The organism is Roseateles oligotrophus (assembly GCF_025717515.1).
Classification (GTDB): Bacteria; Pseudomonadota; Gammaproteobacteria; order Burkholderiales; family Burkholderiaceae_C; genus Paucibacter_A; species Paucibacter_A oligotrophus.
Genome location: NZ_JAJIRN010000008.1, coordinates 334,836 through 356,228, shown reverse-complemented (window position 1 = coordinate 356,228; position 21,393 = coordinate 334,836). Strand labels below are relative to the sequence as shown.

Below are 21,393 nucleotides of genomic sequence, written 5' to 3'. Positions count from 1 at the left end.
GCTCCTGCCCTGCCCCGGTTCCCCCATGAAGCTTTTGCTCGATTTTTTGCCCCTGTTGCTATTCTTCGGCAGCTTTAAATACGCGGACACTCACAAGGACTGGGCGGCCCAGTTCGCGACCGACAACTTTGGCTTTTTAGTCTCCGGCGGCAAGGTCGGCCCAGACGAAGCGGCCGTGCTGCTGGCCACCGTGGTGGTGATGCTGGCCACCTTGACGCAGGCCTTGATCATCAAGCTGCGCGGCAAAAAGATCGATCTGATGCTGTGGATCAGCCTGGGGCTGGTTGTCACCTTGGGCGGCGCCACGATCTGGTTCCACAACGCGACCTTCATCAAATGGAAACCCACCGGCCTGTACTGGGCGATGGCCACCGTGTTCTGGGCTTCGCAGGCGTTTTGGGACAAGAACCTGATCAAGGCGATGTTGGGTGCCGAGTTGGAGCTGCCCGACCCGGTCTGGAAGACCTTGAACCGGGCCTGGGTGCTGTTCTTTGCTGCACTCGGGGTGCTCAATATCTATGTCGCCTATAACTTTTCCACCTCGGCCTGGGCCAATTTCAAGGCCTTCGGCACCACCGGGCTGATCCTGGTATTCACCTTGGCACAAGGCATTTACCTGAGCCGGCACCTGCCCGAACCACAAGCCGAGGAAGAAGAAAAAGGAGGCAAGAAGCCATGAGCACGACACCCAAGGCGAGCATGGTGGAAATGGAAGCCCGGCTGCGCGCCGGGCTGGCTCCCAGCGTTCTGACTCTGCAAGACGATAGCCACCAGCATGCTGGCCATGCCGGCGCCAAGGAAGGCGGCCATTACAGCCTGAGCATCGTCAGCAGCCGCTTCGAAGGCCTGGGCCGGGTGGCCCGTCATCGGCTCGTATATCATTGCCTGGCAGAGTTGATGCAGCAAGGCATCCACGCGCTGGTGATTGATGCCCGCGCACCGGATGAAGCTTGAGAACTGTTTACTGCGCGACTGCCATGCGTCGTTGGCCGGATGCTCAAAATCCTCGCGTACCGCAAGTACGTTGCGGTTTCTGCGCTCCGCCCGCCTAGCCTGACAGCCGCTCGCTACAAAAGTTAAGTCAAACTGCCAGTGTTAACCGTGATGCGCCCTACCGGCGCAATTTTTTTAGCCTAAGTGATCATCGACTCATGAAGAAAAATTTGTTGGCCGCTGTGGCCCTGTCCGCTGCCTTGTTGCCGCTGGCCGCCAGCGCACAGAACCTCGCCGTCGTCAACGGCAAGCCGGTGCCCAAGGCCCGTGCCGAACTGCTGCTCGCCCAAGTCACCAAGACCGGCCAGCAGCAACGCACACCCGAGTTGGAGACACAGGTCAAGGACGAAGTCGTGCTGCGCGAGATCTTCATCCAGGAAGCCGAAAAGCGCGGCGTGCCCGCCAGCGCCGACTACAAGGCCCAAATGGAATTGGCCCGCCAGAGCATTCTGATCCGCGAGCTGTTTGCCGACTACGCCAAGAAGAACCCGGTCTCGGACGCCGAAGCGCAAGCCGAGTACGACAAGTTCAAGGCCCAGAACAGCGGCAAGGAATTCCGCGCTCGCCATATCCTGGTTGAAAAGGAAGATGATGCAAAAGCCTTGATCGCCCAGATCAAGGCCGGCGCCAAGTTTGAAGAGCTGGCCACCAAGAACTCCAAAGACCCCGGCTCGGCCGCCAACGGTGGCGATCTGGACTGGGCCAATGGCAACAGCTATGTGAAGGAATTCACCGAGGCTTTGGCTCTGCTGCAAAAGGGCGAGATGACGCAAACGCCGGTCAAATCGCAATTCGGTTTCCACATCATCAAGCTGGAAGACAGCCGCGAAGCCCAGTTCCCCGCCTTCGATGACGTCAAGCCACAAATCGTCAAACGCCTGGAGCAGCAAAAGCTGGGCTCCTATCAGCAAGAGCTGAAGAGCAAGGCGAAGACCGATTACAAGTTCGCAGGTACTGCACCTAACTGATTGATTGATCGGGGGCTCGGCGCATGACAAACCGGCTTGCATTTGCCGGTTCAGCGCCCACCTGACTTGAACTGCCCTGACCCGTGCAGGCCCTTTCGGGCGGCGCGGGTTTTTTATTTCCGATCGAAGGAACAGCGTGTCCGCTTCCCGCCTCGCCCGCCGAATCTTGCCCCACCCCGACACCCTGGCTCAGACCAAGGGCCTGAAATGGCTGGGCCATTACCTGGCTCCCAGGCCTTGGCTTTGGGTCGCACATAGGCGACGGGTGGCCTTGGGCGTGGCCGTGGGCTTGGCGGTCGGTGTGATCCCGCTGCCGACCCAGATGGTGCTGGCGGCCGTCCTGGCGATTGCCTGCCGGGCGAACGTTGCTGCGGCCATCGCGGCCACCTGGCTGACCAATCCGCTCACCTTGGTGCCAATCTGGAGCTTGGCGATTGCACTGGGCCGTTTTGCATCGGGCCACCACGGCCCGATCGCGACACCGGAGATGCTGGCCATCGAATGGCAGCAGCCGGGAACTTGGGCTGCATCGCTATGGACCTGGGTACAGGCCTTGGGCGAGCCCTTGTTGATTGGCCTGCCATTGGCCGGCCTGGTCTTGGGTGCCTTGGCCTATCTGGTTGTCTACTTTGGCTGGTGGGCGGTCATCAAGGGCGAACGCTGGCGGCGCCTGCGCCAGCGCGCCCGCAGAAGTTAAACCAGCGCACCGGCCTCAATCCGCAACTGGCGCTCACAGCGCTGCGCGATCGCGGGGTCATGCGTGACCAGCACCAAGGTCGTGCCGGCCTCGCGGTTCAACTCGAACATCAGTTCCATCACGGCCGCGCCGGTGGCGAAGTCAAGGCTGCCGGTGGGCTCATCGGCCAAGAGCAAGGCCGGCCGCATCACAAAGGCACGCGCCAGCGCCACCCGCTGCTGCTCGCCGCCCGACAACACGCGCGGGTAATGACTTAGCCGCTGGGACAAACCGACCCGCCCCAGCATATGCGTCGCCATCGCTCTGGCCTCACGGTCGCCGCGCAATTCCAGCGGCAGCATCACGTTTTCGAGCGCATTCAAATTGGGCAAGAGCTGAAAACTCTGGAACACAAAACCCAGCTCGGCGCCACGCACCGCCGCTCTTTGATCCTCATTCAGCACGAACAGATCTTGCCCGCGCAGGCGCACGGTGCCGCTGCTGGGTGTATCCAGCCCGGCCAGAATCGCCAACAAAGTGCTCTTGCCCGAACCGGAGGCGCCGACGATGGCGACCGACTCCTGTGCCGCGAGCGTGAACGAGATGTCATGCAGAATAGTCAGCTCGCCGGAGGCGTCTTGCACGCGTTTGCTGACCCGGTCGACTTCAACAATATTGACGGACATTGAACGGAAACCCTAGTGATGACATCGAGACGGCGTGATTGCTGCGCGTACTTTAGCGCCTTAGCCTTGGCTTGGGCTGCGCCGGGTCTTGCCGGAGCCGCCCCTGCCGCACAAAGCAAGACGGCGCCGCTGGTGCTGGTGGTCGGCGACAGCCTCTCCGCCGAATATGGATTGGCGCGCGGCCAAGGCTGGGTCGCCTTGCTGGAGCAGCGACTGAAAGAGAAGAAGCTGCCTCTGCAGGTATTGAATGCCAGCATCAGCGGCGACACCACGGCCGGCGGGCGAGCCCGTTTTGGCGCGCTCTTGCAGCAGCACAAGCCCAGCGTTGTGATCATCGAGTTGGGCGGCAACGACGCCCTGCGCGGGTTGCCGCTGGCTTCGAGCCACGAGAATTTACTGGCCATGACTCGCGCGGCCAAAGCAGCCGGTGCCCGCGTACTGCTGCTGGGCATGCAGGTCCCGCCAAATTACGGTGCTAGCTATGGGCGTGAATTCGCCGGCATCTTTGAGCGAATCGCCAAAGAAGAGAAGGTCGCCTTGACGCCGTTCTTGCTGAAAGGCGTGGCGGATCGGCCCGATGCGATGGACTGGTTTCAGCCCGACCGCATTCACCCCTTGGCCAAGGCACACCCGGTCATGCTGGATCTGGTCTGGCCTAGCTTGCAGCCCTTGCTTTAAGCCAGCTTTGATCAGCGTTCGACCTCACCCCGACGGCGCTCACCGTTAGCTTTTTGCCCATCTTCGGCGCGATTACGCTTGGGGCCGGCATCATCCTGGCGTTGCGGCTGCGCCGGCCGCTGCGCTTCGGGCTGAGGCCGCGGAGCTTGTGCCTGCTGCTGCATCGGGGGCTCCATGGCACGCTGCCGTTCAACCGGACGCTCGACTTGGCGTTCTGGCTGGCGCTCCGGTTGACGCTCAGCTTGACGCGCCCTCATTTGTTCCATCGCGCGATCGGCCGCCTGGCGAACCTGTGAGGGCTCCTGCTCCGCTTCGCTGCGTTGCCGCTGTTGCCGTTGCGGCCACTCGATGCGCTCCGCGCGTTCGGCTTGCTCTGAACGTTCCGCCCGCTGCGCCGGGACTTGAACTTCCCTGCGAACCTCTGGCGCCGGCACCGGCCTGGCAAGCGCCGGCGGGCCACTCACATCCGGCGACGGTGGCCGGGCCCGCTCGCGCTCCGGCACCTGCACCTGATCCCGCTCGCGTTCGCGGTCACGTTCACGTTCACGTCGCCCCAGATTTTCGCTGCGCCAAGGCATGTCCGCCGGCGCTTGCTTGACCTGGCCATCAAGCGCAGGGCGCGCGGGCAACACCGGCGTCAGCTCATTGCGAGCCGGAGCCGTCGGCAAGGGCCGCACGGGCCTCACTTCGCTGGCCGGCATGGGCCGAACCGCAGCACCCTGGCCCGGCAAATAGCTGACCGCGCCGACCACATCGCGGTTGCTATGCGGCCGTTTCACCGTGACCGGATCGGGGTCGACATTGATGCGCTGATTGTGCGATGGGCTGTGCCGATAGGGCGGCACATAGACTTCGCGCGGGCCCAGCGGATACCAACCGTAATGCGGGCGTGGCGAATGGCCGCCGATATTGATGCCTATGCTGACCGATGGCCCACCCACCCAGGCCACCAGGGCCGGCGCATAGACCGGCCGCGCCACATAACTGCCCGGCGCCCAGCACCAGCGCCCACCCCAAGAGACCCAGCGGCCATAGTGAAACGGCGCATAGCCCCAGGGCGCGTCGTCCACCCAGGTCCAGCCCCAATGGCGCGACCATGCCCAGCGGCCATGCCGATAAGGCGCCCAGTCCACCGCCACCGCCGTTGGGATCCAGACATTGCCGTACTCGGGTGCCGACTCCCAGCGGCCATGCCTATCGAGCTCATCGGCACCGGTCATCTCGGGCGACACATAACGCTGACTGACGCCGGAAGCAAAGCGGTCACCCTCGGCTCGGCTTTGCGCCAGCAGCCAATCGGCAAACCCATCATTGTGCAAACGCTGGCGCTCGGTGCGCGGCCCACCGGCCCACCAAAACTCGGCCTGATCACCGTCTTGCAACCAAACCGGCTGACTGGCCTCACCACGCGCGAATTCAAAACGATAGCGTCCCTGAAAAGCATAGGCGCGGCTGCCGCGGTCGAGTTGCTCGACCCGGTAAAGCCCTTGCTGCTCCGCGAAGAACTGGCCCTCGCGGGTCCGCACCTTGTACTCGCTGACGGCCTCCTGCGAACGCAGGCGCAGGCCCAGGTCGCCTTTCGCCAGCAGGAGCAAGACCCGACCCTCATCAAGCTGAGTGAACTCAAGGTCACTGCGCTCATCCAGCCACAAGCTGGTGGAGCCGACGCTCAGGCTGACGCGGGCCCGCTCATCGGTACGCAGCCGGTCGCCCTCGGCAACGGTCTGGTTGCGCGTGACCCTGACCCATTCCTTGCTGTCGACATCAAACAGCCATGCATCCCCGATCACCTCGGAAACGCGCCCGGCACGCGCCGGCGGATCACCCTCATTGGCCATGACCTGCCCAGCGCCGACGCTCAGCAGGCATGCCAAGATCAGCGAGGGGAAAGAGAATTTTTTCAATGTAGCGGCAAGCATGAGGAACTCCTTCTGTCGGCGCACAACGTTTGAGACCGCATTCGCGCCGACCATGAACTCGCGGCTTTACAAACTATTGCAAACCTTCAGTCATCCGCCGCCGGATCCATTTCAGGGAACAGCACCGAGGTGAAACCGAAACGGCTGAAGTCCTTGATCCGCGACGGGTACAACACGCCGATCAGGTGATCGCATTCATGTTGAACGACCCGGGCATGAAAGCCCTCGGCCTCGCGCTCAATCGCCTGCCCGTCGGCATCAAAACCGCTGTAGCGCAGGCGCTCAAAGCGCTCGACCACACCGCGCAGGCCCGGCACCGACAAGCAGCCCTCCCAACCTTCCACCAAGGCGTCGGACAGGGGCGTGATGACCGGGTTGATCAGCACCGTCGGCGGCACCGGCGGCGCCTCCGGGTAGCGCTCGTTGCTCTGAAAGCCAAAGATCACCAACTGCAAATCCACGCCGATTTGCGGCGCGGCCAGCCCGGCGCCGTTGGCGGCCTTCATGGTCTCGAACATATCGGCGATCAGCGCCTTCAGTTCCGGCGTGCCGAACTCGGTCACCGGCTGGGCCACGCGCAGCAAACGCGGGTCACCCATCTTCAAAATCTCATACACGGCCATGGGCGTTTTCCTCGCTGCTAAAAATCTCTGCGTTATCGTTGGCGCCATTCTAAGGAGACACCTGTGCAGCCTGACTTCATCGAATCCCTGGGCCAGGGTATTTACGCCATCGACACCGGCTTCCAGCGCCCGCGTTTTGACGCCGCCTATTTGATGGTGGAAAACGGCCGCGCCGCTTTCATCGACACCGGCACCAACCATGCCGTACCGCGCCTGCTGGCGGCCCTCGACGCACTGGGCTTGGCGCCCTCTGCCGTCGATTGGGTCATCCCCACCCATGTGCATCTGGACCATGCCGGCGGCGCGGGGCTCTTGATGCAGTCACTGCCGCAGGCCAAGTTGCTGGTGCACCCGCGCGGCCTGCGCCACATGATCGACCCCTCGGCCTTGTATCAAGGCGCGTTGGCCGTCTATGGGCAGGAGGAAATGCAGCGCTCCTACGGCGAGTTGCAGCCGGTGCCGGCCGAGCGCGCGCAAGCCAGCGTTGATGAGCAGACGATTGAGCTGGCCGGAAGGCCTTTGCTGCTGATCGACACCCCTGGTCATGCCCGCCACCACCATTGCATCTGGGACGCACGCAGCCGCGGCTGGTTCACCGGCGACACCTTTGGGCTGAGCTACCGCGAGTTCGACACTTCAGCCGGCGAATGGTTGCTGCCCACCAGCACGCCGGTGCAGTTTGACCCGCAATCGCTGCGCGCCTCGGTGGAGCGGCTGATGAGTTTTGATCCGCAGGCGATGTATCTGACGCATTTCGGCCGCATCGGCTTCAACAAGCAAGACCTGCCGCGCCTGGCCGCGCTGCTGCTGGCGCAGGTGGACGAGATGGTTGCCTTGGGGCTCAAGCTGCGTGACGCAGCCGAACGGCATCGGCAATTGATGGACGGGCTGCGGGCGATCTACTTGCGCAGCCTGCAGGAGCATGGCTGCCAGTTGCCGGAGCAGCAGCTGACCGCGCTCTTGAGCATGGACATTGAGTTGAACGCGCAGGGCTTGGCGGTGTGGCTGGACAAGCCGAAGGCCTAAGTCGAGCAATCGGACCAAAAAGAGTCTATATTCAGTCTTTCGAATAAATTGCCGGATCGCCCTATGCGCTACTCCACCCAAGTCAAACCGATCAGTTACCTGAAAGCCAATGCGGCCGAAGTACTCACCTTGCTCGCAGCCGAGCGCGAGCCGATGATCATTACTCAGAACGGCGAAGCCAAAGCGGTGATTCAAGACCTAGCCAGCTATGAGGAAACGCAGAACACACTGGCGCTGCTAAAGATCCTGGCGCTGGGCAGCCGCGAGCTAGAGTCGGGGCAGGTAAGCCCGATTGTGGAGGTAGCCGAACGCTTGCGCGCCAGACGCGAAAAGTAAGCTGCGCACCGTGCATACCTACGAAGTTTTGTTCACGGCGGGCGCCGAGCGCGACCTGCAAGACATTCACGACTACGTTGCCGAGTTCGATAGCGCTGCGAAGGCCGCCAGCCTACAAGACAAACTGCTGGACGCCGCCCAGCGACTGCAGACCGAGCCTGAGCGCGGCAGCTACCCCAAGGAACTGCTGAGCCTGGGCATCCGCGACTTTCGTCAAAGCAACTACAAGCCCTACCGCATCATCTATCGCGTGTTGGGCTTGCAGGTCTACATCTACCTGATTGCCGACGGCCGCCGCGAGATGAGCCGACTGCTGATGCGGCGGCTGTTGGAAGCCTAATTTCGCCTCAAGCCTTGTAGTAATCCCGGTACCAAGCCACAAACTTGGCCACCCCGTCCGGCACCGGCATGGCCGGGCGGAAGTTGGTCCAGGCGGCGAGCTCTTCCACATCGGCATGCGTGGCCGGCACATCGCCGTCTTGCAGCGGCATGTAGTTCTTCTCGGCCACTTTGCCGACGGCGGTTTCAATCGCCTCGATGAACTCCATCAGCTTGATCGGCGCATGGTTGCCGATATTGAAGACGCGGTAAGGCGCGTTCGAATGCGCCGGGTCGCTCTTCATGGCGTCATAGCCCGGCTCCGGCGTGGCCACCCGGTCCAGCACCCGCACCACGCCCTCGGCGATGTCGTCCACATAGGTGAAGTCGCGCACCATATTGCCGTGGTTGAACACATTGATCGGCTTGCCGTCGATGATGGCCTTGGTGAACAAGAACAGCGCCATATCCGGCCGGCCCCAAGGCCCGTAGACGGTAAAGAAGCGCAGGCCGGTGGTCGGCAGGCGGAACAAATGGCTATAGGTGTGCGCCATCAGCTCATTGGCTTTCTTGGTCGCCGCGTACAGGCTGACCGGATGGTCGACGCTGTGATGCTCGGAGAACGGCATCAGCGTGTTGCCGCCGTAAACGCTCGAGCTCGACGCATAGGCAAGGTGCTCCACCTTGTTGTGCCGGCAGCCTTCCAGAATATTGGTGAAGCCGACGATATTGCTTTCGATATAAGCGTGCGGGTTCTCGATCGAATAACGCACGCCGGCTTGCGCGGCCAGGTGCACCACGCGGTCAAACTTCTCGGTCGCAAACAACTGAGCGATGCCGTCCTTGTCGGCCACATCCATCTTGACGAAGCTGAAACCCTTCAGCGGCGTCAGCCTAGCCAAGCGGTCATGCTTGAGCTGCGGGTCGTAATAGTCATTGAGGTTGTCCAGGCCGACCACTTGGTCGCCGCGCGCCAACAGCAGTTGGCTGACATGCATGCCGATAAATCCGGCCGCGCCGGTGACGAGTACTTTCACGAATGCAATCTCCTGGTGTTGCTTGGAATTCAAGGGCTTGAAGCCCACAGCGCCCGGCATTCTCGCTCATGCTCGCCAGCCCGCCGTGACAGCAGCGAAGCGAACCGGCATTGTTCACGTTTGGCGCGGGCTACTTATTCGGCAGCAGCCCGAATGGCGGGCAGTTGCAACAGCAAGCCAGGCAACGCTTTCTGGACGGTATCCCAAACCACCTCCAGATTGATATCAAAGTAGCCGTGTGCAATGCGGTTGCGCATGCCTTTCATGCTGGCCCAAGGCAGCCCGGGATGCTGAGCCAGAAACTCTGCGTGTTGCGCCAGAAGTTTTGTCGCGGCCTCGCCGATTACCATCAAACTCAAGACCACAGCCTGCTGAGTCCGCTTGTCGGCCAGAAACTCTTGCCTGCTCATGCCGGCGACAAAACCACAGGCATCGGCAGCCGCCTGCTCGATAAGCGCCAAATAGTCGGCCAGTCGCTCCGGCTTCATATCGGCTGCGCTTGGGCCAATACCTGCGCGCGAAACTTCAAAGGCAGGTCGGTCGGCGTCAGCAAATCCACGCGCACACCAAGCAGAGCCTCCAACTCCACCTGCAAACCGCCCAAATCAAATAGCGTCGCTCCGGGCAAGGCGTCGACCAACAAATCAAGGTCACTGCCATCGACATCCGTGCCCATCGCTGCAGATCCGAACACGCGCGGGTTTTCAACCGGGAATCGACGCGCCAACTCGCGGACAGCCAGGCGTTTGGTACTCAATGCGATGGATGGTTTCACAAATCCCCCGTTCTTTCTCTCTATGCCCGGCCCGGCCTTCATGATATCGCCCTGCAGAACGACGGGTCACCGTCAGATTTTACAAATCGGCCCCGGATACTGGCTGACGCTGGCATCCGCCGTCAGCAAGGTGATGCCCTCTGCGGTCGCTTGAGCCACCAGCATGCGGTCGAAGGGATCTTTGTGAATCGGCGGCAGGCTGTCGATAGCCACCGCATGTTCGCTGCTTATGGGCAACTCGCTATAGCCCGCGTCCAGCAAACCCCGGCGCAGTACACGCGCGTCGACGCGAAAGTCGCTGCGCCCCAAGCCGCGTTTGATCGCGATTTCCCACAGGCTTGCCGCGCTGAAAAACAACTCATTCTCTGGAGCCTCCAGCAGCGACCGCGCCAATTCTGGCAAGCGCTCGGGCTGCCCCGCCGCCCACAACAGCACATGGGTATCCAACAAGAGCTTCACGGCAGATCCCCCCCACCAAACAACTGCTCGATCTCAGCAGCACCCAGGCTGTCAAAGTCGGCCGGCACCTCGATTTGCCCGGCCAGAAAGCCCAAGCGTTTGGGCGGGCTGCGCTCAAGCGAATTCAAGGCCACCACTTTCACCAGCGGTTTACCGGCCTTGGCGATGACGAAAGGCTCGCCTTGCACCGCCTGCTCAATCAGCTTGGACAGATGCGTTTTCGCCTCATGAATATTGACGGTTTGCATGGAAGATCCAATAGACTAAGTCCGTCTAGTTTAACAAAACAAACTGACTCTGTCGCCGTGACACGCGTCACAAGCCCCGCCGCCGCGTGGCATCAGGCCCAAGAAGCGACATATTCGCCTCTTAGAATGCCCCACCTCCAACGCAGACCAGACCATGACCAAGCCTTGCATTCACCTGATCGCCGGCGCACGCCCCAACTTCATGAAGATCGCCCCCATCGTGCGGGCGCTGCAGGCCGACGGCCGTCTGGCCTGGAAGATCATTCACACCGGCCAGCATTACGACCGCGACATGAACGAGGTCTTCTTCGAGGAGCTCGGCATCCCCGCGCCCGATGTGCGTCTGGGCTGCGGCGGCGGCAGCCATGCCGAGCAAACCGGCAAGATCATGGTCGCCTATGAAGCGCTGATCGCCGCCGACAAACCGGCCGCCTGCCTGGTGGTCGGCGACGTCAACTCCACCGCCGCCTGCTCCATCGTCGCCAAAAAAGCCTGCGTGCCCGTGGCCCACGTTGAAGCCGGCCTGCGCAGCGGCGACATGTCCATGCCCGAGGAAATCAACCGCCTCGTCACCGACGCCATCACCGACTGGTTCTTCGTCACCGAGCCCAGCGCCACCGAACACCTCAAGCGCGAAGGCCGCGACATGAGCGTCGTCTATGACGTCGGCCATGTGATGGCCGACAACGTGCTGTTCCAGGCCCATAAGTTGGAAACCACCGACACCTCCGACTTCGAGACCGATGCTTTCAAGCGCCAGCACCCCAAATACGGCGTCGTCACCCTGCATCGCCCCAGCAATGTGGACAGCGCCGAGGCGCTGGAGCGCATCGCCACCGTGCTGCGCGCCGTCTCGCCCGAGCTGCCGCTGGTCTTCCCGGTGCACCCGCGCACCCGCGCCAATATCGAGAAATTCGGTGTCAACCTCGGCGCCAACGTCACGCTGATGGGCCCGCAGGCGTACATGTCCTTCCTGCATCTGTGGAAAGACGCCGTCGTCGTGCTGACAGACAGCGGCGGCCTGCAAGAAGAAACCACCGCGCTGGGAGTCGCCTGCATCACCATGCGCGAGAACACCGAGCGGCCAATCACCGTCGACGAAGGCAGCAACGTGCTGGCCGGCACCGACCCGGCTGTGATCATCCCGCTGGCGCTGGACGCGATCAAAAACGGCGGCAAGCGCGGCCGCCGCCCGGCCCTGTGGGACGGCAAATCGGCCGAGCGGATTGTGGCGATCCTGGCGGAGAAGCTGGGCGCTTAAGTCGTCTGACTGGAGCGCGGCCTAAGGCTGCAAGAGCACACTCGGAGCGGGGGCGAAGTCAAAAAAAGTGGCCCGCCGCCGCACATGAGAAACAACACGCCGGGCGGCTCAATAGTGATAGCGGAGCTGCGCAATCAGAAGCGCATCGCCGTCGACCTTGTAGACCACCCGGTGCTCATCCGTGATGCGGCGCGACCAAAATCCCGCAAGCGCATGCTTCAGCGGCTCGGGCTTGCCAATGCCAGCAAATGGGTCACGCTGTATCTCTTGAATCAACTTATTGATGCGCTCGACCATTTTCCGATCTTGCTTTTGCCAATAGAGATAGTCTTCCCAGGCCTCCTCGGCAAAGATCAAGCTCACTTGGCCAGTTCTCGCTCAACCCCCTTGCCGGCACCCAACTGGGCCACCGCCGACATCAAACGTTTCGCATTTGCCGGGTTGCGCAGCAGGTAGGCAGTCTCTTCCATGGCTTGATAGTCCTCCAATGAAAGCATCACCACAGACTGGTCGCCGTTCCTCGTGATGATGAGCGCTTCGTGATCATTGCAAACCCGGTCCATGGTGCTGGCCAAGTTGGCGCGTGCCGTCGAGTAGGTGATGGCATCCATTTCGGAACTCCTTAATTGTACGTTTTATTGTACAAACCCGGTAATGCTTTGTCTATCACACTCGTCGAGTCAGTCTTCATCCATTGCACCCCCTCCATCCAGGCCAAAAGAGAATTGAGCCCGGATAGAGGAGTCAAAAGGGATAGCTGTCGCATATGCCGCTGAGGCTTGCCGGACTTGATCTGGAACCGACACATTCACACCCTAGAATCGCGCGCTGACTCAAAGCTGCCTTCGCCTCAATTCGCCCGTGACCCAAGACCAGAAAAAATCTCAAGTTCGCGTGCTCGGCGCACTCATCGACCCAGTCAGCTGGGACGAAGCCTTGGAGCGCATCGGGCAACTCGCCCGCCGCCGCCAAAGCAGCTATGTCGGCATCTGCAACGCCCATTCCGTCGTCACCGCCGCGCAAGACCCGGCTTTTGCTGCGGCCTTGGCAGGCTCCAATATGAACACCCCCGACGGTGCACCGGTCGCCTGGATGCTGCGCAAGCTCGGCCACCCGACTCAGCAACGCATCAACGGCCCCGACCTGATGCTGCGCTACTGCGCATTGGCCAGCCAACGCGACGAATCGATCTTTCTGTATGGCGCCAGCAGCGACACCTTGAACCTCTTGCAACAGCGCCTGGCCCAAGACTGGCCCACGCTGAAGATCGCCGGCGCCTACTCTCCGCCCTTCCGGCCTTTGAGCGCCGAAGAAGACGCGGCCATCGTCAAACTCATCAATGACTCCGGTGCCGGCACCGTCTGGGTCAGCCTGGGTTGCCCCAAACAAGAACTCTGGATGGCCAAACAGCGCGGCCATATCAACGCCGTAATGATTGGCGTTGGCGCCGCGTTTGACTATCACGCCGGCACCCTGCGCCGCGCGCCGCTTTGGATGCAAAAGCGCGGGCTCGAATGGTTCTACCGCCTGGTGACCGAGCCGCGCCGGCTGTGGCGCCGCTACCTCATCACCAACACCGCATTTATTGCCGGTGCGGCAAGGCAATTACTCAGCCGCTGACGCCCACCCAAAAACAGCGACTTTGTGCACAGACCTTGCTGGCTGTTACCAATCGATCTGACATGTAACAAATGGGCTCTCAACTGCGGGGCCGAACGGCCGAAAATGCCGAGACACCGCCAACACTTTGCTGGCGCCTCTGTTTTTCGTTGTTTTTCTCATAACCGCAGTAGGTCAGCCCCATATGCAGTACTCCGCCACCACCTGCCACCAATCCGCCAGCCAAGCCCACCAACCTCGTTTGACGGTTCTCTCCAGCTGTTTGATCGCAGCGGCATGCTGCGGGGTGCTGAGTGCCTGCGGCGGAGGCGGCGGTGCCAGCAGTGAGCCCGAAAAGCCGCTGTCGGCCGAGCTGCCCAGCATGACCAATATGGCAGCGGCCACGGCGGCCTCGGGCGCAGGCGCGGATGCTGGCAGTGAAGCAGCCTCGGCCGCAGCGTCTGCAGCCGAGGCCAATGCAAACGCCGCCCCTAGCGCCACGGCTCAGATGGCAAACGATCCAGCGCCAGCAATTGCCACGGCCGCCAGCGACGCAGCCGGGCCGACCAGCAAAATTGCACTGGCAACAAACAAAAAGACCGACACCGTCGCGCTGGTAACGAGTGCGGTAGCGGCTAAGCCCGTCGCTCCGCCGGCGGCTCCAAAGCCCGCAGCGCAGGCGCCGGCACCTGCAGCAGTTGCACTCGCCTTGAACACCCCCGTCATCAAACCAATAGCGCTCCCGGCGCCGAGCGCAACGCCTGCGCCCAGCACTGTGGCGGTCAAACCCGCTGTCACAACAGCTTCCAAGATCGCGACGTCGCCGTCGCCGTCGCCGTCGCCGGCGCCGGCGCCGGTGTTGACTTTGCCTCCCTTGATCCTGCCCGCACCCATTGCAGCCCCGGCGCCGGTTGCGGCTCCGGTTGCGGCTCCGGCTAGCAGCACGCTGAGCGCGGCCAAAACAGCCGAGCCGCTAGCCTACCCGCCCAGCCAGACCGGATTTGCCAGCCGCTCGACCAGCATGATGCTGCCCGTGCGTGCGGCGCCCGAGAACTGGGCTGCGGCCAAAGCCTTGGTCAAGTCCGACCCCAATTGGGCGGACTGGGTCAATGCCAAGAAGGCCTTATCGGCAAAATGGTTTGCTAAAACGCGGGATCGCGCGGACTTGATCGCCGGTTTTCCTAACGACTTTGTCAGCCCAACAACCGGCGCGGCCGTGAAGTGGACCATGGACCTGGCAGAGCCGCCAACAGGCAGCACACCTGCTGAAATTTCTTACAAAAATGCCTGGTCGGCGATCAACCGGCAAAACAATATCTCCTTTGCGCTCGACGCCGCCCGGCTCTATCAGCTCACAGGGGAGAGCAAGTACGCCGAACTTGCCGCCGCCCAACTCGACTTTTACGCCAGCAACTACATGAAATGGCCTCTGGCCACGCGCATAGGCAATGCCCGCATGATGGGCCAAAGCCTGGACGAAGCCACCACCGTACTGACCTTGCTGCAGACATCGCATGCATTGCAAGGCTACGCAAGCGCGGCCCAGAAAGCCAAATGGCGTGACGGCTTGTTTTACCCCATCGCCAGCAATTTGCAGACCTACTCCTACGGCCCGCTCAACAACATCAATCTCTGGTGCGCCGCCGGCACCGCCGCCATCGGCCTTGGGCACAACAACCAAACCTGGATAGACGCCGGCACCACCGGCCCGCGCGGCATCTCGGCCGTCATGAAGCAAGGCGTCACCACCGACGGCATCTGGGCCGAAGGCTCCTTCGCGTACAACAACTATGTGGTGCTAGGGCTGGCATGGTTTTTCGATGCCGCCGCCAGCTTGGGTCGCAGCGACCTCGTCAACCTCTACTCGGCCGATGTGCAAAAAATGCTGATGGCTCCCGCCGTCTACCGCTTTGACGATGGCACATTGCCCAGCCCATCTGACACACGTGGGGCCGTGCCGCCCATCGACCTACCCACGCATGGCGCCATGTATCGGCATGTGCCGACCACCTATGGCCTCCAATATGCGGCCGGGGTCAGGACCTGGGATACCTTGATGGACCCGCCCGCCAAGACCGGCGTGGCACCAACTTTGCCTGCGCCGCAAAGCAATTTCTCGCCCGACATCCGCATGGCCTCACTGCGCGGTGGGGATTGGCAAGTCTTCGTGCATTTTGGGCAAAAGACCATCAACCACGCCCAAGAAGAAGCGCTGACCTATGAGCTTGTCCATGGCAAAACGTCGATATCACGCGATGCCGGTGCAGACACCTCCTATTCGTCTGCCAAGCAAAATGAATACTTCATCAAAGGCGTTGGCAACAACGTGCCCTTGATCGACGGACTTGGCCAGGAGCAATGGGCGCTGGGCGAGGTCAAGGGGTTCAATCCGGTCGCCGGCACGCTGGAAGTGCTGCACCCGAGCTACCGCAAGGACGCCAGCGCACGCCGCAGCTACAAACTCGACGCCAACGGCTTCAGCGAAACCAGCCGCATCACCGTCACCGCCGCCAATGCCACGGTGCGCCGTCTCGGCGTGATGTTCAACACCGGCTGTGCCGTGCAGGTCAGCGATCCGCGTGCCGGTGTTGCCAGCGCGAGTGCCGCACCCTTGGGCAGCCCCGGTTTCAAGCATTGGACGGGGGTGCTCAAGCATCAGGCGCAAGCCACTTGGACAGCCAAGTTGGCCTGCGCCAGCGGCAAAAACTACGAAATGACGATTGCCGGCCCCGGCCCGCACACCGTCTACCGGGCCACCGCACCAAACACACCGCTGCCGGCGACGCGCACGGCGCTTTATGTGGAGACCTCGGGCGTGGATGCCAGCTTCACCACCAGCATCAAAGCGATGCCTTGACGTTTATCCGAACGTTTAGAACGGCGGCCCCAATCGGGGCCGCTATCAATTTAGAGTCGCGGTGACTTGAGACAAGCCAGAATCCCGTCCAGGAAGCGCCGCACCATTTGATCCAGCGTGTACTGCTCTGCGCTCGCCGCCGCATTTCGCTGGATCTCGGCAAAGCGTGCCGGGTCTTGCAGCAGCGCCAGCACGGCCTGCGCGTAGCAGTCGGCATCACCGGGCGTGACAAGCCCATTGATGCCGTCCTGCAAATAGGCGATCTCCGGCCCATGCAAGGCGTCAACCGTCGTGACCATGGGCGTGCCGGCCACAAAGCTGTCCAGCACATGCAGGCCCACCGCGCCGGGGCTCAGGTAGAGCTGGGCGGCCCGAAACCAGGCCGCCTTGTCGTGCCCGCGCTTGACACCGACCCAATGGAGCCAAGGCCGGTTACCCGCCGAAGCCTCCAGCACCGTCCGGCTTGGCCCATCACCAACCACCACCAGCTTGAACGCCGGCAGGAGCGCGACGATCTTGTCGCAGGCCTCAAGCAACAGCTCCAAGCGTTTGTCCGGATACAAAGAGCCGCAATACAAGCCGACCGGCGCCCCAGCCTCGGCGCCGATCGACGCGCGCAAGGCCGCCGCTTCGGCCTCGCCGACCGAAGCCAAGTCGGCCGAAAACAGGCTGTTATCGATTGCGTTATTCAGCACCGTGATGCGCTCGGGCGGGTAGCCCACCTCGGCCACGATATCGCCGGACATCTGCGTGTAGGCAAACCACCAATCGACGGCAGTCAGATTGCGGCGCTTCCAGCGCTCGCGCCAGCCCTCGGGCGCATCGCTTTGGAAATTTCGGCCATGACCCCAAAAGGCCACGCGGGTTTTCTTGGGCCCGAGGCCAAATAACCAAGGGTAGTTGGAAAGCAGCCGACTCTCCTGCATGAGTACGATCAATTCGCAATCAGCCGCCGCCTTGGGCAGCGGCTGCCAAAGAATGTCGCGCCCGCCGACGCGCCAAATGCGGTTCTTGACCTCGATGGCCCAGGGCAATCTTCCGGTGTCCTTGCGGCTGGCCTCGGTCGGAGTGGCCTGCCCATGCACCAGCATTAATTCCACATCGACCTCGGCGCATGCCGCCCGTAAACGCCCAAACAGCTCGGTGCGGTAATGCAAGAGGCGGTGCTGAACAATGCAGACCTTGGTCATTTGTTTCATGGATAAGGGTTTCCAGGCTTCACGGTCCAGAACGCGTAGCCTCGCTCAGAGAATTCAAATTCGCCCGTCGCGAGGGCGCGCTCATGGGCCGCTATCTGCATGGGGTCGGCAAAGCGTGCCCCGATAACCTTGGCAGGAACTCCGCCGACGATGCTGTAGGCGGGAACATCTGCCGTGACCAAAGAACCGGCAGCCACAACCGAGCCACGGCCAATTCGAACGCCGGACAAAACGATGGCCGCAAAACCTATCCACACATCGTCTTCCAACACGACACCGCTCTGCGCGATGGCGGGGTCGGCATCCGCTGCGCCAACCCAGCGCCCGAAGCGCGTAGGCACACCGAGTCGGGAAAACTCATGATCATTGCGGCCAACAAATGCAACGCGATTGGCAATCAGGGCGTAGCGCCCGATCTCGGCATTCGTTTCTATTGAAACCTCTTTGCCGATATAACTTTTCTCGCCTATAGAAATTCCATTCCGAGCCCAGAATCTGCACCCCGTTCCAATATGTACTTGCGCACCACAAAACTTGATACTTGAATTGCTCTTGACTCGATACAGTGTCGCCAGATTTCTAAACAGAGCAAGCAGGCGGTTCTTCATTGGAATACAACCCCATCGAATTGACCGGGATCACAATTCGTCTGTTGGCAAACCGCTGCCATGCCGCCAAATGCAAGCTCAAGGTCATCACTCATTGAAGAGTTCCTTAATGCGCGCCTGAATGCGCCCAATTTGCAACTCCCAGGTCAACTCGGCGGCACGCGCCAAAGCGCCCTGATGCAGCATTTGCCAATGCTCATTGGAACTCGCCACACTCTCGATACCTTTGGCGAAGTTCTCAACCAACTGATCTTCGTTGCCTGCCCTGGCCTCGACCAGCACGCCGCATGAGGCGTTCACAAAGCTCGGCGGCCCGCCCATATTCAAGCAAACCACCGGCAGCCCGGCCGCCAACGCCTCTTGCACTACATTGCCCCCGGCATCTCGCAAGCTGGGGAAGACAAAGATATGCGCCTTGGCATAGCGATCGAACAACTCACTCTGCGGCAAGTGAGACACAAAACAGATCTGATCACTCACATCCAAGTCCAGCGCCAAGGCCTGCAAATGGGGCAACATCGGCCCACTGCCGATCACGGTCAGGCGAGCCGCCAAGCCCTTGCGCCTCAGCAGCGCCACCGCCCGCACCGCAAAATGCACACCCTTCAAGCCAAGCAAGCGCCCAGCGAACAGCAACTCAAGCGGCTGCCCATGTTCCCAGGGCGCGGCACGTTGAATCGCCAGATGCGGTGCACCGGTCTCTTGCGCGATAAAAGTTCGCTGCTGCACGGCCACGGGCAAGCGGGCCTTGGTCTCGGGCGTACGGGCAATGACCAAATCAGCCTTTGATATAGCCCAATGCCAAAGCGGATTACGCACCGCCAGCCAATTGACCGTGGCTCGTGCGGCCTCGCGCACCTTTTCACCCCAAGGAAATGACTTTTTCAAGCGCCACGGCGCATCCTCACCACCACCTACCGGCCCAAAAACAAATTTTGGCCCCTCGATAAAGCCCAACCAGGAGGCTTGCCTGAATACGCCGTAAGACAGGTGATGGAGCAGGTCAAAAGGTTGGCGCCGGTGCAGCTTGCGGACAAAACCCAGCAAGCCGAATTGCCATTGGCCGAACAGCAATTGCGCCGTCTTGCTATTGAGCGGCACGCGACTCACCCAACTCGGTCGGTAGTAATAGACCTTGAGCCTCGGGTTATTCAACTCGGCCAAGGCCGGTTCGACCCGAGCCCGCCGCGACACATCGGTGACCACCACCACATCATGGGTTTTGGACAACTCGAGCGCCCAACGCCAAGCGCCACCGGCTTCACTGCCAAGACCCGGCGAAAACGCAAACGCTGAAAGCAAAATCCTCATACCACCCCAGTCATCGAATAATTCCACCGAGCCTAGCCAATAAAGGCATCGGCACCGCATGCCAACTCTTCATTTGCCCACCGTGCCATATTCGCCTCCTGTCCGCAGCAAGCCGAGTGCCAACAACATCCCCAAGCCGCCGGCCACCTTGCGCTCGTAAGCGAAGCGCCGAGGTAAGCCGACCAAGCGCCCCCACAAGGCCAGAGGCGTGTAGACGAGTACATTGGCCAGGCCCCAGGCGGCATCGGGCGCATAGCTCCACGCGCCTCGATGCAAGCCGCGCAAGCGCGCAAAGGTGCGGCCGCCCGCAAAAGCACGCCGCAGCAACCAAGCTCGCGTCAGCCTTTGCGCGGGCACAGACTCGTGAACAATGGCGCTGTCACACCAAATCAAATTGGCGCCGGCCTTTCTGCAGCGCCAAAAAAAATCAACATCCTCGCCCCCGGTGGCCGCAAAGCGGGCATCAAAACCGTGCTGGGCGATAAACAAGCGGCGTCGAAATATAACGTTGCCGCTGCGGCAGTCGCCCCAAGACATCACAGCTCCGGTCGGATATCTTGGCCTTTGGTGTGCGCCACTCGCCAGTAGCCAAGCGGGCGGTGTTGCCTCGAAGTCTGCCAAGACCGGCCCAAACACGCCATCAATTGGGGTAGCTATTGCTGACGGTGATGCGCCCGGATTGGAATCCGGCATGGCCAACGTGCAAAGCTCACACAACCAGCCTGGCTCGGCGTATTCATCGTCATCGATGAAGGCGATCCAATCTCCTTTGGCTTCGACGACGCAACGATTGCGGGCATGGCTGACACCGCTGCGTGGTTCACAGAAGTAGTTCAGCGGCAAAGGGAACTCGGCCCGCAGCGCCAATACCAAAGCCTGGGCGCTGGCCTCGGCGTCGTTATCCACCACCACCACCTCAACAGCCGTGTTGGCAGGCATGCGCAAGCCACGCAGGCTCTCCAAGGCCCGGGCCAATCCGTCCTTGCGCCGGTAGGTGCAAATACAAATTGAAATACCAAGCGTCGTCGAGTCGGGCGTCACCGGCAGCCTCAAGTCTCTTGTGCCAACTGAGCCAACTGGGCCAATAAGCGCCGTTTGCGCACCTGATACCGGGCAGCGTGCATCAAACGTTCGCTCAGAGACTCACCGGCATATTGCATGCGAACCCGGTGATCCTCCTCAAAGGAGGCCAATCGATTCTTTTGCGTGGCGCTACCCTCATGGCGGCGGAACACCGCCAACGCCTCCTTCAAAGCCAGCGGTTCGTACTTGCTGGCGAGACGGAGAAAAAACTCATAGTCCATGGCCAAACGCAAGTCTTCGCGAAAGCCACCGATCTCATTGAAAACGCGGGTTCGAATAAAGGTTGCAGGATGCGGTACAAAATTGCCCTGCACCAGTCGTTTGAAACTGTATTCGGGCACACGGTACTGTTCGGGAATCAAGGCGCCGTCCACGTCGCTCAAAATGCGGCCAAACAACCAATCTGCCTTGGACCGCTCAAAGTGCTGGGCCACACGACTCAATACATGAGAGTGCAGAAAATAGTCATCGGAATGAAGGTGGCACAGGTATTCACCCTTGGCCTCCAAGGCGCCGGCATTCATGGCCCGAGCAATCCCGCCCGACACGTTTCGAAGTATCCGCCTACGACCCGGCAAGCTTTCCAAATATTCAAGCGTGCCATCGGTAGACCCTCCATCGACAAAAATTTGCTCATAGTCAGCGCCAATTTGCTGATCAACCGACGCAATAGTTTGTACTATGGTCGCCATGCTATTCCAAGTGCAGGTCACTATTGAAACAAACATTATTC

Annotated in this window: 28 protein-coding genes; 11 read left to right on the top strand and 17 right to left on the bottom strand. The window is 61.3% G+C overall.

Annotated elements, in window-relative coordinates; translation table 11 throughout:
- Positions 1–25 precede the first annotated feature (25 nt).
- The 4 genes from LNV07_RS19080 to LNV07_RS19065 all read left to right on the top strand — a co-directional run bounded on the left by LNV07_RS19080 (position 26) and on the right by LNV07_RS19065 (position 2,658).
- Positions 26–679 carry a septation protein A gene (locus LNV07_RS19080; protein ID WP_263572759.1) on the top strand — a complete coding sequence of 218 codons (654 nt, stop codon included), beginning with the start codon at positions 26–28 and terminating at the stop codon, positions 677–679.
- A complete protein-coding gene (locus LNV07_RS19075) occupies positions 676–954 on the top strand; it encodes a BolA family protein (RefSeq protein ID WP_263572758.1) in 279 nt (92 codons plus the stop codon). The genes LNV07_RS19080 and LNV07_RS19075 overlap by 4 nt, the downstream gene beginning before the upstream one ends.
- A gap of 197 nt (positions 955–1,151) precedes the next feature.
- Positions 1,152–1,961: a peptidylprolyl isomerase gene (locus tag LNV07_RS19070; protein ID WP_263572757.1), complete on the top strand. Its 810-nt coding sequence runs from the start codon at positions 1,152–1,154 to the stop codon at positions 1,959–1,961.
- Positions 1,962–2,097: 136 nt separating this feature from the next.
- On the top strand, positions 2,098–2,658 hold the full coding sequence (locus LNV07_RS19065; protein WP_263572756.1) for a DUF2062 domain-containing protein: 561 nt from the start codon (positions 2,098–2,100) through the stop codon (positions 2,656–2,658).
- Here the strand turns inward: LNV07_RS19065 and LNV07_RS19060 are convergent.
- Positions 2,655–3,323, bottom strand: coding sequence for an ABC transporter ATP-binding protein (locus LNV07_RS19060; RefSeq protein WP_263572755.1), 669 nt, complete (start codon positions 3,321–3,323; stop codon positions 2,655–2,657). The genes LNV07_RS19065 and LNV07_RS19060 overlap by 4 nt on opposite strands.
- An 18-nt stretch (positions 3,324–3,341) precedes the next feature.
- On the opposite strand from LNV07_RS19060, the gene LNV07_RS19055 reads away from it, so the two are divergent.
- Positions 3,342–4,001: an arylesterase gene (locus LNV07_RS19055; protein WP_263572754.1), complete on the top strand. Its 660-nt coding sequence runs from the start codon at positions 3,342–3,344 to the stop codon at positions 3,999–4,001.
- A gap of 11 nt (positions 4,002–4,012) precedes the next feature.
- Here the strand turns inward: LNV07_RS19055 and LNV07_RS19050 are convergent, their stop codons facing one another.
- Together LNV07_RS19050 and def are read right to left on the bottom strand one after the other, a co-directional pair.
- Complete coding sequence (locus tag LNV07_RS19050) at positions 4,013–5,920, bottom strand: DUF6600 domain-containing protein (protein WP_263572753.1); 1,908 nt, start codon at positions 5,918–5,920, stop codon at positions 4,013–4,015.
- An 86-nt stretch (positions 5,921–6,006) separates the two neighbouring features.
- Complete coding sequence (gene def / locus LNV07_RS19045; protein ID WP_263572752.1) at positions 6,007–6,543, bottom strand: peptide deformylase; 537 nt, start codon at positions 6,541–6,543, stop codon at positions 6,007–6,009.
- 63 nt (positions 6,544–6,606) lie between these two features.
- Between def and LNV07_RS19040 the strand changes: the two genes are divergently transcribed.
- The 3 genes from LNV07_RS19040 to LNV07_RS19030 all read left to right on the top strand — a co-directional run bounded on the left by LNV07_RS19040 (position 6,607) and on the right by LNV07_RS19030 (position 8,245).
- Positions 6,607–7,569, top strand: a complete 963-nt coding sequence (locus LNV07_RS19040; RefSeq protein ID WP_263572751.1) for an MBL fold metallo-hydrolase — start codon at positions 6,607–6,609, stop codon at positions 7,567–7,569.
- Positions 7,570–7,632: 63 nt separating this feature from the next.
- Positions 7,633–7,905, top strand: a complete 273-nt coding sequence (locus LNV07_RS19035; protein ID WP_263572750.1) for a type II toxin-antitoxin system Phd/YefM family antitoxin — start codon at positions 7,633–7,635, stop codon at positions 7,903–7,905.
- Positions 7,906–7,915: 10 nt separating this feature from the next.
- Positions 7,916–8,245 carry a type II toxin-antitoxin system RelE/ParE family toxin gene (locus tag LNV07_RS19030; RefSeq protein WP_263572749.1) on the top strand — a complete coding sequence of 110 codons (330 nt, stop codon included), beginning with the start codon at positions 7,916–7,918 and terminating at the stop codon, positions 8,243–8,245.
- A gap of 7 nt (positions 8,246–8,252) precedes the next feature.
- Here LNV07_RS19030 and LNV07_RS19025 read toward each other — a convergent pair whose 3' ends face one another.
- The 5 genes from LNV07_RS19025 to LNV07_RS19005 all read right to left on the bottom strand — a co-directional run bounded on the left by LNV07_RS19025 (position 8,253) and on the right by LNV07_RS19005 (position 10,742).
- Positions 8,253–9,260 (bottom strand): NAD-dependent epimerase, encoded by a 1,008-nt coding sequence (locus LNV07_RS19025; RefSeq protein WP_263572748.1) that lies wholly within the window; start codon positions 9,258–9,260, stop codon positions 8,253–8,255.
- A 134-nt stretch (positions 9,261–9,394) separates the two neighbouring features.
- Positions 9,395–9,748 carry a HepT-like ribonuclease domain-containing protein gene (locus LNV07_RS19020; RefSeq protein WP_263572747.1) on the bottom strand — a complete coding sequence of 118 codons (354 nt, stop codon included), beginning with the start codon at positions 9,746–9,748 and terminating at the stop codon, positions 9,395–9,397.
- Positions 9,745–10,035 (bottom strand): nucleotidyltransferase family protein, encoded by a 291-nt coding sequence (locus tag LNV07_RS19015; protein ID WP_263572746.1) that lies wholly within the window; start codon positions 10,033–10,035, stop codon positions 9,745–9,747. Before LNV07_RS19015 ends, LNV07_RS19020 begins: the two co-directional genes overlap by 4 nt.
- Before the next feature lie 72 nt (positions 10,036–10,107).
- Entirely contained in the window at positions 10,108–10,494 is a 387-nt protein-coding gene (locus LNV07_RS19010; RefSeq protein WP_263572745.1) for a type II toxin-antitoxin system VapC family toxin, read from the bottom strand.
- Entirely contained in the window at positions 10,491–10,742 is a 252-nt protein-coding gene (locus LNV07_RS19005) for a type II toxin-antitoxin system Phd/YefM family antitoxin (protein ID WP_263572744.1), read from the bottom strand. The genes LNV07_RS19010 and LNV07_RS19005 overlap by 4 nt, the downstream gene beginning before the upstream one ends.
- 154 nt (positions 10,743–10,896) lie before the next feature.
- On the opposite strand from LNV07_RS19005, the gene wecB reads away from it, so the two are divergent.
- On the top strand, positions 10,897–12,003 hold the full coding sequence (wecB, locus tag LNV07_RS19000) for a non-hydrolyzing UDP-N-acetylglucosamine 2-epimerase (RefSeq protein ID WP_263572743.1): 1,107 nt from the start codon (positions 10,897–10,899) through the stop codon (positions 12,001–12,003).
- Between the two features lie 108 nt (positions 12,004–12,111).
- Here the strand turns inward: wecB and LNV07_RS18995 are convergent, their stop codons facing one another.
- Together LNV07_RS18995 and LNV07_RS18990 are read right to left on the bottom strand one after the other, a co-directional pair.
- Positions 12,112–12,366, bottom strand: a complete 255-nt coding sequence (locus LNV07_RS18995; protein ID WP_263572742.1) for a Txe/YoeB family addiction module toxin — start codon at positions 12,364–12,366, stop codon at positions 12,112–12,114.
- Positions 12,363–12,614 (bottom strand): type II toxin-antitoxin system Phd/YefM family antitoxin, encoded by a 252-nt coding sequence (locus tag LNV07_RS18990; protein ID WP_263572741.1) that lies wholly within the window; start codon positions 12,612–12,614, stop codon positions 12,363–12,365. The genes LNV07_RS18995 and LNV07_RS18990 overlap by 4 nt, the downstream gene beginning before the upstream one ends.
- A 250-nt stretch (positions 12,615–12,864) precedes the next feature.
- Between LNV07_RS18990 and LNV07_RS18985 the strand changes: the two genes are divergently transcribed.
- Positions 12,865–13,623, top strand: coding sequence for a WecB/TagA/CpsF family glycosyltransferase (locus LNV07_RS18985; protein WP_263572740.1), 759 nt, complete (start codon positions 12,865–12,867; stop codon positions 13,621–13,623).
- Positions 13,624–13,797: 174 nt separating this feature from the next.
- On the opposite strand, the gene LNV07_RS18980 is transcribed toward LNV07_RS18985, so the two are convergent.
- Together LNV07_RS18980 and LNV07_RS18975 are read right to left on the bottom strand one after the other, a co-directional pair.
- Positions 13,798–14,007: a hypothetical protein gene (locus LNV07_RS18980; protein WP_263572739.1), complete on the bottom strand. Its 210-nt coding sequence runs from the start codon at positions 14,005–14,007 to the stop codon at positions 13,798–13,800.
- Between the two features lie 99 nt (positions 14,008–14,106).
- Complete coding sequence (locus LNV07_RS18975) at positions 14,107–14,496, bottom strand: hypothetical protein (RefSeq protein WP_263572738.1); 390 nt, start codon at positions 14,494–14,496, stop codon at positions 14,107–14,109.
- Between LNV07_RS18975 and LNV07_RS18970 the strand changes: the two genes are divergently transcribed.
- On the top strand, positions 14,462–16,459 hold the full coding sequence (locus LNV07_RS18970) for a heparinase II/III-family protein (RefSeq protein ID WP_263572737.1): 1,998 nt from the start codon (positions 14,462–14,464) through the stop codon (positions 16,457–16,459). The two genes, LNV07_RS18975 and LNV07_RS18970, sit on opposite strands and share 35 nt — an antisense overlap.
- A 50-nt stretch (positions 16,460–16,509) precedes the next feature.
- On the opposite strand, the gene LNV07_RS18965 is transcribed toward LNV07_RS18970, so the two are convergent.
- The 5 genes from LNV07_RS18965 to LNV07_RS18945 all read right to left on the bottom strand — a co-directional run bounded on the left by LNV07_RS18965 (position 16,510) and on the right by LNV07_RS18945 (position 21,388).
- Complete coding sequence (locus tag LNV07_RS18965) at positions 16,510–17,658, bottom strand: glycosyltransferase family 4 protein (protein WP_263572736.1); 1,149 nt, start codon at positions 17,656–17,658, stop codon at positions 16,510–16,512.
- A complete protein-coding gene (locus tag LNV07_RS18960) occupies positions 17,655–18,266 on the bottom strand; it encodes a CatB-related O-acetyltransferase (RefSeq protein ID WP_263572735.1) in 612 nt (203 codons plus the stop codon). Before LNV07_RS18960 ends, LNV07_RS18965 begins: the two co-directional genes overlap by 4 nt.
- A gap of 87 nt (positions 18,267–18,353) precedes the next feature.
- On the bottom strand, positions 18,354–19,577 hold the full coding sequence (locus tag LNV07_RS18955) for a glycosyltransferase (RefSeq protein WP_263572734.1): 1,224 nt from the start codon (positions 19,575–19,577) through the stop codon (positions 18,354–18,356).
- Positions 19,578–19,646: 69 nt separating this feature from the next.
- Positions 19,647–20,618: a glycosyltransferase family 2 protein gene (locus LNV07_RS18950; RefSeq protein WP_263572733.1), complete on the bottom strand. Its 972-nt coding sequence runs from the start codon at positions 20,616–20,618 to the stop codon at positions 19,647–19,649.
- 8 nt (positions 20,619–20,626) lie between these two features.
- Entirely contained in the window at positions 20,627–21,388 is a 762-nt protein-coding gene (locus LNV07_RS18945) for a glycosyltransferase family 2 protein (protein WP_263572732.1), read from the bottom strand.
- Positions 21,389–21,393: the final 5 nt, after the last annotated feature.